The 12,391-nt window shown below is 58.4% G+C and carries 9 protein-coding genes; 5 read left to right on the forward strand and 4 right to left on the reverse strand.

Going from position 1 to position 12,391, the window contains the following annotated elements; translation table 11 throughout:
* The first annotated feature begins 5 nt into the window (after nt 1-5).
* On the forward strand, nt 6-2,147 hold the full coding sequence (locus Pan181_RS24570; protein WP_145251443.1) for an SHD1 domain-containing protein: 2,142 nt from the start codon (nt 6-8) through the stop codon (nt 2,145-2,147).
* Here Pan181_RS24570 and Pan181_RS24575 read toward each other — a convergent pair.
* Nucleotides 2,144-3,085 (reverse strand): IS5 family transposase, encoded by a 942-nt coding sequence (locus tag Pan181_RS24575; RefSeq protein ID WP_145244898.1) that lies wholly within the window; start codon nt 3,083-3,085, stop codon nt 2,144-2,146. The two genes, Pan181_RS24570 and Pan181_RS24575, sit on opposite strands and share 4 nt — an antisense overlap.
* Nucleotides 3,086-3,152: 67 nt before the next feature.
* Between Pan181_RS24575 and Pan181_RS26390 the strand changes: the two genes are divergently transcribed.
* Together Pan181_RS26390 and Pan181_RS24580 are read left to right on the forward strand one after the other, a co-directional pair.
* Complete coding sequence (locus Pan181_RS26390; protein ID WP_197528675.1) at nt 3,153-3,299, forward strand: hypothetical protein; 147 nt, start codon at nt 3,153-3,155, stop codon at nt 3,297-3,299.
* Between the two features lie 63 nt (nt 3,300-3,362).
* A complete protein-coding gene (locus Pan181_RS24580; RefSeq protein ID WP_197528676.1) occupies nt 3,363-5,720 on the forward strand; it encodes a family 43 glycosylhydrolase in 2,358 nt (785 codons plus the stop codon).
* Here Pan181_RS24580 and Pan181_RS24585 read toward each other — a convergent pair.
* The gene (locus Pan181_RS24585; protein ID WP_145251447.1) at nt 5,665-6,429 is read right to left on the reverse strand and encodes a hypothetical protein; all 765 of its coding nucleotides are present in this window, start codon (nt 6,427-6,429) and stop codon (nt 5,665-5,667) included. The two genes, Pan181_RS24580 and Pan181_RS24585, sit on opposite strands and share 56 nt — an antisense overlap.
* 22 nt (nt 6,430-6,451) lie before the next feature.
* Entirely contained in the window at nt 6,452-7,441 is a 990-nt protein-coding gene (locus Pan181_RS24590; RefSeq protein ID WP_145251449.1) for a serine/threonine protein kinase, read from the reverse strand.
* Nucleotides 7,442-7,617: 176 nt separating this feature from the next.
* Here Pan181_RS24590 and trhA point away from each other — a divergent pair, with 176 nt between their 5' ends.
* Nucleotides 7,618-8,274, forward strand: a complete 657-nt coding sequence (gene trhA, locus Pan181_RS24595; protein ID WP_145251451.1) for a PAQR family membrane homeostasis protein TrhA — start codon at nt 7,618-7,620, stop codon at nt 8,272-8,274.
* Here the strand turns inward: trhA and Pan181_RS24600 are convergent.
* Nucleotides 8,262-10,235, reverse strand: coding sequence for an ATP-binding protein (locus tag Pan181_RS24600; protein ID WP_197528677.1), 1,974 nt, complete (start codon nt 10,233-10,235; stop codon nt 8,262-8,264). The genes trhA and Pan181_RS24600 overlap by 13 nt on opposite strands.
* 683 nt (nt 10,236-10,918) lie before the next feature.
* On the opposite strand from Pan181_RS24600, the gene Pan181_RS24605 reads away from it, so the two are divergent.
* A complete protein-coding gene (locus Pan181_RS24605) occupies nt 10,919-12,391 on the forward strand; it encodes a 3' terminal RNA ribose 2'-O-methyltransferase Hen1 (RefSeq protein WP_145251455.1) in 1,473 nt (490 codons plus the stop codon).

Raw genomic sequence — 12,391 nt, forward strand, 5'->3', positions numbered from 1 at the left:
ACTTGATGACCCGGCCCACTCAACCTATTTGTTGGACATTTCTGCTGTTGGGCTGCTGCTGGTTGGTTGCGGCCCCCCCTGCCGAGGCCCAGCAACAAGGGTACAACCGCGGCGATCGCGTGGAGGTCAACCGGGGCGACGACTGGTCGCCCGGCACCGTGACCGGCTATCGCGGGTCGCGTATCACGGTACTCCTGGACGACGACGGTTCGCACGGCGACATTTCGGCTGATATGCTCGAAAAGCGACTCACTCGCTCGTATTTCTCGTCCGACCTGCGGCCGCTCCGCAGCGAGCCCGCTGCTGCCGCCAATTCCCCGACGCGGTCGCCCCCCGCGATGAGGCCCGCTGCCCCCCCCTCGGCTCAAAGTCCGTTTGACCTGGCAGAGTCGACTGCCGAGAGCCGCACCTGGAAAGATCAATCGGGGCGCTTCTCGATCGAAGCCTCCTACGGCGGAATGAACGGCGACAAGGTCGTTTTGCAGAAGGTCGATGGCTCGACGATCGAGGTTCCGCTCGACAAACTCTCCGACGCCGATCAAGACTTCGTGAACTCTCAAAGCGAAGCTTCCGAAAACCCGTTTGCCGTGGCCCCCAGCACTCGGCCAGCCATGGGAGGTAACTCGTCGCAACAACTTCGCGTCGGCGATCGCAGCGACGCGAAGCGAATCGTACCGCAATCGTTCACCGAGTGGACCTTTGTGCCCGAAGGGGCCCCGCCGGCGAAGGTCGCCGCGCGCTCCAAGCCGGTGAGTCTCGGATCGATCCCCGACTCCGATCCCTTTTTCGAAGACGTCATGTCGTGCGACTTATCGGCGTCGGGCGATCGCGCGATCGTCGCACGCAAACAAGGAAGCGTTGGCCGAGACGAAGCGGTTTACTTGGAATACATCAACCTGACGTCAGGTAAATCGCTGGGGCTCTGTCCGCTTCCTCCCAAGAACGAAGTGCTATCGGTCGACGCCGAAACGGGTCGTGTGGTTTATGGAGAAGTGGAATTCGGTCGAGGTGCCACGGAACTGACCATCGGCGAACTCAACGGCAACCAACTGACCCCGCTCGTTACCTGGGAGCCTTACGGAGCCGCGCAGCGCGAGCACGAACGTCGCATCGAGAACGCATGGTTTATCGGCGATGGTCTAGTCATGACTCTCGGTAGTCATAACAACGCATTAACCCTTTGGGATGCCACCACCGCCAAAGCGATTGCTGAGTTGCCCGTCAGTATGTCGTTTGGCGACGACGACGTGACCATCAGTCCCGACTCTCGCTATCTCGCACTCAAGACCGATAAGAGCATCGCGATTATCGATCTCGATACACAAGAACATGTCGCTTCGATTAGTACGGGAGAGATTTCCGCTATATTTCTCGATACCATCGCGTTCAGGGCCGACAACCAAATGATGGCCATCGGCTTTCATCAAGGCATCCTGATCGTGAATCTGCAGACCGGCAAGATTGAGCAGGTGTTCGACCACAGCACTCACTTCCCCCATTCGTCGCTGGTATGGGCGGGCAATTTGCTGCTGCATCGCAATGCTTATGTGTACGACTGGCAACGCAAGATCTTGTTGTGGGAACTCGAGGGACTAAGAAGTCACACCACCAAGAGCAGCCTAAAGAACGGCCTGCTTTGCGTGGTGCCCAAGAACCACGACGGCCCACCGGTGCTTCGCACGCTCGAACTTCCCTCGCCCGCGATGATTGCCATGCAGGAGAAGCTAGGCGCGCCGGAAGACCTTATCGTCGCTTCGGCCGGCGATCGTGTATCGCTGAAGCTCGACATCGACGAACGGGTGATCTCCGCCGAAACCGTACGTCAGGCGGTCACGGCCAATCTTGAGGAAGCAGGCTACGTGGTCGGCGACGGATCGGATCTGGTAGTGACCGCGGTCTGCAAGAAGCTCCCTTCACAAACCATCAAAATCAATATGGGTCCTGACCGGTTTCGTGCTCGGCCGGAAGACATCGTCGAACGCACCATCACCCCACACCCCTCCTCGCTCACCTTGACCTACCGTGGTAAGAAAATTTGGGGGCATGGCAACATGGGTAAACCTGGCATGACCATCTGGATGGACGAGAACGAGTCGGTCGACCAGGCGCTACAGCGGTTGACGACTCCTAATGGCCTTGTTGACTAACTCCACTCGAACTGTGGAAGCCCGAGTTGGGTGAATTGATTGATGATTTTACAGCGCAAGCGGGCTTCCGTTTGTTGGTTTTCGAATACTCGGTTTTTGAGATGGCTCCCAAAGCTTTGTTTCACTCGGTACATGGTCGTTTCCGCCAAGCTTCTACGATGATAGCCCACTTCCTCTTTCCAACTCCTACGCCCCTTGCGTCGAATCTGACGAATTGCCTCGTCCCGGGGCAAAGGCTCCTCCGCAGAGTTGCCATGTTGTTTGATCTTGGCGTTGTGCTGCGGCGGAATCACCGGCTCAATGCCTTCGGATTCCAGCCCTTCATAAACCTTCCACTTGTCGTAACTACCGTCGCCGTGAAACTTTTTTACGGGCTGCTCCACCTGCTCCAGCATTTCGGGAACCGCATCGGCATCGTGGCAACTGTTCTCGGTCAAAATCTCCGCCACAATCTCGCGGGTGTCAGGATTCACCGACAAATGCAGCTTCCGCCATGTCCGCCGCTTCGACTTGCCATGCGTCCGCATCTTCCATTCGCCCTCGCCAAACACTTTCATGCCGGTGCTATCCACCACGATATCGATGTCGCCCCTCTTGTTAGCGATATCGAGCGAAACATTCAGCTTGCTGGCTCGCTTGGCGAGCGAAGAATAATTGGGAATCGCTGCCTCGACGCCCAACATCGCCACCAGCGAGCGGCCGAATCCCTCAGTCTGCCGATAGGGAAGTTTCAGCAGTTCGCGAATCGTCAGCAAGCACTCGATCGCCGTATCGCTGAAGACAAAAGGGCGACCGACTTTTGTCTGGTCGTTAGGATGTTCCCAGTTCTCCAACGCCTCGTCGCTAAACCAAATAGTGATGTTTCCACGCTCGATGAGCGACTTGTTATACTCCTTCCAGTTCGTGACTTTGTAGGTTCGTTTTTCTTTCGTAGCCATGTTCGATCTCCGTAAAAAAGGTACGTGGTTCCATTCCACGTTAGTTTTTACGGAGGTTTGTGACTAATTGTTCAACAAGGCCACTCCTAATACAAAATTGCTCACCGAATCCAAGTTTCCCAAAGAGATCATCCGCCCTGGCGACGCGACTCACAGCGGCGCTTTCGGCGTGACCGACCTCGAGGGTGGTGGATCGGGGGGTGCTAGTTTTTAGTCGCTACAAATGACCTGCAAGACTTGGGGCAGGTTTTCTATCCTCAATCGGCGGTACTCCTCCATGCGAAAACTCCTTCCGTGTTTGCTCGTAATCTTCGCCTTGTCGGCCAACCTACAGGCGGACGACGACTTTGCCTCGTGGGCGGCCACTCCGCCGATGGGGTGGAATAGCTGGGACTGCTATGGCTCGTCGGTCACCGAAGCCGAGGTGCGTAGCAACGCCGAGTTCATGGCCGAGCACCTGAAGCAACATGGCTGGCAATACGTCGTAGTCGACATTCGTTGGACCGTGCAGAACCCCGCGACTCGCCCCTACAACCAAACCGATCCCGTGTTCACGCTCGATGAGCATGGGCGGTTCATTCCTGCTCCCAATCGCTTCCCTTCGTCGCAAGATGGGGCTGGATTCAAACCGCTGGCCGACTACGTTCACTCGCTCGGGTTGAAGTTTGGCATTCACTTGATGCGAGGCCTGCCCAAAGCGGCCATCGATCCGGCCCTCGGCGCCCCGGCAGAAGGCTATCCGATCGCCGACAGTCAATTCACCACTCGCGACGTTCCAGTGACCGACCAAGGGGCCAACTGGCTGCGCGACATGCGCGGCGTACGGAAGTCGCCCGCCGGGCAGGCGTACTTCGACTCGATGTTCAAGTTGTACGCCTCGTGGGGAGTCGACTACGTGAAGGTCGACGACCTCAACAATCCCTACGCCCAGCCTGGTGAGAAGAACTACCACGCGGACGAAATCGAGATGCTTCGCACCGCAATCGATCGTTGCGGGCGGTCGATCGTGCTGAGCACCTCGCCCGGCCCGACTCCACTCGACCACGCTTCGCACATTCACGACCACGCGAATCTCTGGCGGGTGTCGAACGACTTCTGGGACGACTGGCCGGCCCTCCGCCGGCAGTTCCGGCAGCTCCAGCTCTGGACACCCTATCGCAGCGAAGGGCACTGGCCCGATGGCGACATGCTTCCGCTCGGCCGCCTGGCGATTCGCGGAGAACGCGGAGGCGAACGCACCACGCGGTTCACGCCCGAGGAACAGCAGACGTTGATCACAGCCTGGGCGATCGCCCGCTCGCCGTTGATGTTTGGCGGCGACCTGCCGACCAGCGATCAGGAGACGATCGATTTGATCACGAACCCCGAAGTGCTCGCGGTGAATCAGCATGGCTCGCGGCCGCAACAAGTATGGCGCGACGCGTCGCGCATCCTCTGGGTGAGCGACGCACCCGACCATGTTGCCGCTGGTGGCAAATACCTGGCGGTGTTCAACATCGCCGACGATAACGAGAGCTTCGACGATCGCCTCGACCCCAAATGGCTCGGCCTCGCGCCCGGCGTCGAGGTCCGCGATCTCTGGACTCGGCAGGACCTTGGTAAGGTCGCCGAAACGCTTTCGATCCCGACTCCGCCACACGGGTCGAGGTTGCTGCTCGTCACTGGCAAGCCTTCCAGCGATGCGCACCTCGGCCGCATCGCCGAGAAACCGCTGTACGTCGATCCGGTGTACGATGGAGCGGCCGATCCCGTAGTGATTTGGAACCCCGACCGCCAGAGCTGGTGGATGTTCTTCACCAACCGCCGGGCCAATCGTCCCAACCTCCGCGGGGTCTCCTGGGTGCACGGCACTCCCATCAGCATCGCCGAATCGCGCGACGGAGGAGCCAGTTGGCAACGCGTCGGCGACATCCAAGCCACTGGCCCGGGAGTCGATGGCGAGCCCACCTTCTGGGCGCCCGAAGTGATTGCCGCTGGCGACCAGTTCCATATGTTCCTTACCGTCGTTCCGGGTGTGTTCGACGACTGGCGGCATCCGCGAGCCATCGTGCACCTGACCAGCGACGACCTGGTGCATTGGAAATCGCATGGGCCGATCGTGCTCTCTTCGCAGCGGGTGATCGACGCGTGTGTCTACCCGCTCCCCTCCGGAGGCTGGCGGATGTGGTACAACAACGAGGTCGATCGTAAGTCGATTTACTACGCGGATAGCGACGACCTTTTCACCTGGCGCGATCAGGGCAAGGCGGTTGGCGATCAGTCGGGCGAGGGCCCCACGGTGTTTCGCTTCGACGACGCCTACTGGATGATCACCGACGTCTGGCAAGGGCTCGCGCTCTATCGCTCCGACGACCTGCTTAGCTGGCAGCGCCAGCCTCACAACTTGTTGCAGCAACCTGGCCTCGGCGACGAGGACCGTGTCGCTGGGCAACACCCCGACGTGGTGGTGCAAGGCGACCGGGCGTATCTGTTTTACTTCACCCACCCCGGCCGGCAGGGCCCGCGGAAGGGCGAGGACACCCCCGCCCAGCGCCGCACAGTGATTCAAGTCGTAGAACTGCACCCGGAGAATGGCACCCTCACTTGTGATCGCGATCAACCAACTCGCATCCAGCTTCAGGCTCCTGCGGAGTAGTGTGCGTTGGCGATGTGGCTTCGACAGTCGACTCGTCTTGTGGGCTGGAAGACCACCATAATTCCGGCTGTAGATAGCCTCGCAAGAACGCATCCAACGCGTCTACCTGCTCGGGGGCTACTTGGTGAGTTCCATTTCCCGCGACGGATCCCTTCCAAGTCAGTGTGAAGACCCCCCGCTTACGATCTAACCAATGCCATCCACCAAGCTCCTTCCATCGCCAAATTCGTGGAAAAGAAACGACCCCCTCATCGGTAAGCTGTAGCTCCTTCAAGCTGTTTCGAAATGCATCAATCACCATCGGCACCATGAATCCAACGTTTACCCATAACAGGCATGCAATCTTCTGAGAGACACGACCAGTTATTAGAGAGTTAACCCTTGGTGCCAGGTCCCAGTGCAAAACGTAGGCAGCCATCACTAGCAGGCAGACTAGACTAAAGACATTAATGAACTGCCAGAGTCTTCGCCGAACCACAAATCGCACCTCTTCTGGTTTCGGCGGAGCGGTACCCCACTGCTTCTTCCAGAGCGTGCCGAGACCATAGGGAATACATCCCACCAGAATGCAGGCGATGCGCAGCGGGACCGCTTGCAGGGCGTGCAACCAATCGACTTCTCGCAGCCAGGGGGCCAGGCATGCGACCAGCACGGCGGCGATGGTGGTCGTCACCAACAGCGCCCGAACGCGAAAGCGGGGAAGTTTCATGATGGTGCGAGTCTCCCAACTCTCATGACCCGCGAAGCACAGCGATCGTGCAGACGGCGACGATCGCGGCCAGCGCGAGCCACAACACCCAGGTTCTCGGCTGCTCGCGGATCGGAGCGGTATTGCTGATCGAAGGGAGGTTGGTCAGCAGCTCCTTGGCTTCCTCTTCGCCAAACTCTTCGACCAGATGCTGATGCAAATAGCCTTGTACGGTCCGCGCGCTGAAGGGGCGATCGTGCGGCACCTTTTCGAGCAACTGGCGCACTAGCGACTCAAGCCATTCAGGGCAGTCGACCCCATGCTTCGCAAGCGGTTCGGGATCGCGATTCAAATGCTGCTCCCACACCTGAGCGAAGTTGGCACCCTTGAAAGGAGGGCTGCCGGTGAGCATCTCGTACATCACGCAGCCGAGCGAATAGAGATCGGCTTTCGGGCCAAGGTGCGAGTCGGCGGTGATCTGCTCGGGCGCCATGTACGCGTACGTGCCGACGGTCATGCCATGGTCGGTGAACTCGGCCGAGTGGGTATCGCGGGCGATACCGAAGTCGCCGAGTACCAGGTTACCTTTTTCGTCGAAGAACAGATTGCTTGGCTTCAGGTCGCGATGCACGATGCCATGGTTGTGGGCGTGCTGCAATGCCGAGGCGATTTGAATGGTATAGACCGCTACCTGCGGCCAGGGCAGGGGACCTTGTTCCTGCAAGCGATCTTTCAGCGAACCATGATCGAGCAATTGCATCGCGTAGAAGTGCTGCCCATCCATGATGCCGCCGCCGTAATGCTTGACGATGTGCGGATGATTCAGCCGCTCCATGATCATGATCTCGCGTTCAAAGCGATTCACGATGTTCTCGTCGCCCGACACGTTCGGGTGCAGCAACTTCAGCGCAACGGGCTCGTCGATGTCGGGACTCGTCGCCTGGTACACGACTCCCACGGTTCCCATGCCAAGCCGCTCGCCAAGCTTGAACGTGGCCTTCGTAGGCAGGAATGTAATCCGACGAGGAGACATAAACGAGACGTGCTGCGAGGAGGATAGAAAAGGGAATTCAATGGCTTCGGTTAATACGATTCTCGCCGAATTTATCGGTAGTTGCAACCTTTGTTGGTCGCCTAACCACCTTGCGACTTCTGTGGTACACTCCAGGCACTTTGCTCTTTGAGATTTGCCACGCCGGACCGACTCCGATGATCACACGCTTTACCCAGCGGCGACACTACCTTCCGCAGGAGGAGGTTGCCAATTGGATAACGCATGGTGCGGCTACTCTCGTTGCGGTAGTTGGCATGATTCAACTGCTTCTCCTGGCATTCCATCAAGGCAATTCCTGGCAGCTCATTGGTAGCGCGGTGTTCGGTCTGTCGATGGTTTTGTTATATCTGGCTTCGACGGTTTATCACGCAGTGCCTGAGCGTTTGCATGCTGCGAAGCAGCGCGGTCGTCGCTACGATCAGGCGGCGATTTTTCTGTTGATTGCCGGGAGCTACACTCCTTTTATCCTGGCGAATATGCGGACGGTCGTGGGCTGGTCGCTGCTGGCGTTCGTGTGGGTGATTGCCTTGCTCGGCATCTATGGCGAGCTGGCAGAGAAACTGCATTCCACCGCCATACGAGTCGGCATTTATCTGGCGATGGGCTGGTCGGCGGTGTTGGCAACCGGCTCGATCATACACGTGTTACCAATACAGGCACTCGTGCTGATTGGCCTGGGTGGCGTGGCCTACACCATTGGGGTGGTGTTTTTTCTCTGGCGGCAGTTGCCATACCATCACGCGATCTGGCATTTGTTTGTGATCGCGGGCACCGCGTTTCACTTTGCTGCGGTGTTCTACTACACGCTCTGAGCCAGCTCGCCAGTAGCTGGCGGCGCGGTCGGTTCATCTTCGTGCCGGACCGCTTCGTACGGAATCAGCAAACGGAACGTAGTGCCGGATCCTGGTTCGCTCTCGATCGAAATCCGTCCGCCATGCAAATTAACAATCGACCGATAGGTGATTGCCAGGCCTTGTCCGCTGCCGCGCCCGACGCCTTTGGTCGTAAAGAATGGCTCGAACGCTCGCGCAGCCACCTCGGTGGTCATCCCGCAACCGGTATCCGAGATGCGAACCTCGACCCCTTGCTCGTCGCGACGCGTGCTTATCGCAATCCTACCCTTCTGGCCATTATCGCCATTGAGTTCCTCGATAGCGTCGGCCGCGTTGATAATCAGGTTCACAAACGCTTGGTACAGGGGAGTATTTAAGCCAAACACATCGCACGACTCGCCTAGCGAAAAATCGATTTCGGCAAGATGCTTCGTGTGATTGCGGGTGATGATCGCTGCGTTTCGCAGGCAGCGATTGATATCCACCAATTCGGTTTCTGCAGCTTCTTTATGCGAAAACTCCTTCATCGCCTGGACGACTTCAATCACCCGATCGAGGCCCGATTCGCAGTCCTGGAGTGCGTCGCTAATCTCGGTCACCAGATCCTGGCAATCCGAATCGAAATGCAACGTCTGTTCGTGCGACGAGCCGTCCGACCACTGCTCCTCTTTTTCCTGCGCAGCAGCGTCGGCGAATCGCTCCTTGACGAACTCCAAGTTGGTCGCGATAAACTGAATCGGCGTGTTGATCTCATGGGCGATGCCAGCCGACAGTACGCCGATGGCTTCCATCTTACGCGCTTGCTGCAACTGGCTTTCCATCTCGGTCCGTTGGCTCACGTCGCGTAGAATACCAGTGTAAATTCGCCGACCATTCACGTAAGCGCTCGATACCGAAAGCTCCACAGGGAACGCCTTGGTGCCACGATACCCATTCACAAGCTGGTTCGAGATTAACAGATTGGTACTCTGCGACCCAACCGATTGATCCTGACAGAGCCGGAACAGCTCTTCGCTATCAAGCTGTACGTAGTGACTGAGTTGCGAACCAATAAGGTGATCGCGATCGACCTGGAACATCGATGCGGCCGCTTCGTTCGCGCGCTTTACCCGCCCGCTGCTGTCGATCACAATGATCGCATCCGCAGCGGTTTGGAAAATCGATTCGTTCATCGTCCAGGAAGCAACCAGCGAGTCGTTCAGCTCGATCGCTCGGGCTCGCTCGTCTTCAATTGTTCCGTATGCTTCCAGCAACTCTTCGTGCTCTTGGCGAAGCCGGGTGATCGCCGGCGCGAGCACCAAGATCGCTTCCAAACAAATCAGAATTAGTGTCGCCACCATGCCCCAGCGAGAAAGATCGCGAGTCGCAATCACCTTCGCCCGGCTCTCGTCGGCCAATTGAAATACGGTTTCGTTCATCAATTCCAAATACTCATCGGTGAGCGCGAGCAATCGCTGCATCTCCCGATTGTCGATGCGAAGGGTCGAACCATCCGTGGCAGCCGTCTTGGCATTCGCCAGCAAATCGTCAATGAACGTGGTGATTGCATTGTAACTCGGTTGCATCGCCCGCAGCTTGGCAGCGACTTCGGGACTGTGGGTACCAGCCAGGCCGGCCGATGACTTGAGATCGCGAACCGCGAGATGGCCGTGCTCAAACTCTTCGAGCACGCTCGACAACACCTTGTTCCAGTAGTCCCAGTCGTTCGTGGCATTTTGCTCATTCGCCAGGCTCAAACCGACCGCCGCTTTGCCTAAGCGTTGGCTAAGCATCCCTTGTTGGCCAGCGAGACTAATGAGCGCCCCGTCAGAGTCCGATGTATGGATGGACGCTTCAAGGGTAAGCCACTTCACCACGGCCACCAGCAGTAGCGCAGCAAGTACGAACCCGCACCGCGACCACAGCGAGCTGATGCCTTGAAAGTGATTCGATTTATCCATTGCCCCCGGCATGTAACAGCCTCCAGTCCCCCTAAATTCAGTACCTACAAAAAAGAATAGGTCAGCCCGGAGGATCTGCAGATCGCTCGCACACCGGCACCTTTGCTTCACGCAATGCAATCACTCCAATCGCTCCAAGCCTCCCCGTTCGCGACAATCTCCGATACCCGGTGAATCGTCGGCTGATCATCTTGTGTCCTGGCCTCCTAGCCCTTGATTGTGCCCCCACTCCAAAAGCCCCGAAAATCGATTGGTGGGGGCACTATTCATATCGCACCTGTCATCTAGCCATTTACAAGCCATTGATACAACACTGTTTACGTCGAATAACACCAATATGTCTCCCTTTGTTTTGCCCCCAAGGCAAACCGAGTACCTCATCGATCATCCACTCGACAGCGGACGACCACGACACAACACAAATGAACATTTGTTCATTAACCTAATTAGAACAAGTTGCACCAGAGATGCAAGACTTATTTTTGGCCACCTCGGAGCGACTCTACCTGCTGCTAACGCGGGAAACCGATTTTGCCTCCTTTTTTCTGGTGAACCTCTATCCATCGCATGGCCTCTCCCTTACAGGAAGCGGTGGGGACTCGCCCCCCCTCCTTGGTAGCTTTCTGCTAGATGGCCGCTCCCACCAAATGGACGACTCGCATGACAACGGATGACGACCCTCGATGCTGCTGACGATTTCGACGACTCACGCCCCGGCGACCGACCTGGGCTTTCTGCTGCAGAAGCATCCCGACCGCTGCCAAACCTTCGAGCTGGCAGTCGGCAAAGCCCACGTGTTCTATCCCGAAGCCTCCACGGAATGCTGCACCGCCTGCTTGCTGCTCGACATCGATCCGGTGGAACTCGTCCGCGGGCGGGGGAACTGGAAAGGGGGCCTGCTCGATCAATACGTCAACGATCGTCCTTACGTCGCTTCGTCGCTGATGAGCGTCGCCATCGCACAGGTGTTTCGTTCGGCCTTGTCGGGCAAGGCTCCGCAGCGTGAGGAACTCGTTGACACCCCGCTTCCGCTCACCGCCCGACTTGAAGTGCTCCCCGTGCGAGGCACTGCGCAGACTTCGCCGCTGGAGTTGATTGAGAAGCTGTTCGCCCCGCTCGGCTACGAGATTCAGGCGACTCGACATCCGCTCGACGAGCAATTCCCCGAGTGGGGCGAAGGTCCCTACTTCACGATCGAGCTACAGCACACGATTCCGCTGGCCAAGTTGCTGCAGCACCTGTACGTACTGATTCCCGTGTTCGACAACAAGAAGCACTACTACATCGGCAGCGACGAAGTCGACAAACTGCTGACCAAAGGAGAGTCGTGGTTGGCCGACCATCCCGAGCGAGCGACCATTACCCGCCGCTACCTCACCAAGCGGCACAGCCTGGTGCGCCAGGCGCTCGCCCGCTTGGTGGAGGAAGAAGCCACCGAGACGGACGACGACCTGACTGAAACACCCCCATCGGCAGAGACCATTACTCCGGCTGAAGAGCGCGAGCTGAGCCTGCACGACCAGCGGCTCGGGGCGGTGCTGGCGGCGATCCGTTCCACCGGCGCGCGGCGAGTGCTCGACCTGGGATGCGGCGAAGGCAAACTGCTCCGCGAACTCTTGGCCGACTCGCAGTTCACCGAAATCCTCGGCATGGACGTCTCGGTCCGCGCGCTGGAGATTGCTCACCGGCGGCTGAAGCTCGACCGTTTGCCCGATCGGCAACGAGACCGCATCCGCTTGATTCATGGAGCGCTTACCTACCGCGACGCGCGGCTGGCCAACTTCGATGCGGCCGCGCTGGTGGAAGTGATCGAGCATCTCGACCCACCGCGACTGGCCGCCCTGGAGCGAGTAGTGTTCGAGCACGCCCGACCGCGGGCGGTGGTGCTCACGACGCCGAACCGGGAGTACAACACAATGTGGGAGTCGCTGCCCGCCGGCCAGATGCGACACAGCGACCACCGCTTCGAGTGGACCCGCGAGGAATTCGAAACGTGGGCCCGCCAACTCGCCACGCGGTTTGGCTACCAAGTACGCTTCCTACCAGTCGGCCCAGCGGAACCGGAGATCGGCGCCCCGTCGCAGATGGCGATTTTTGAATGGGAGGGAGGGGAATCGAGTAGTTCGGTCCCCTTGGAGATTGGAGATGGAAATTAG

This window comes from Aeoliella mucimassa (assembly GCF_007748035.1).
In the GTDB taxonomy this organism is placed as follows: Bacteria; Planctomycetota; Planctomycetia; order Pirellulales; family Lacipirellulaceae; genus Aeoliella; species Aeoliella mucimassa.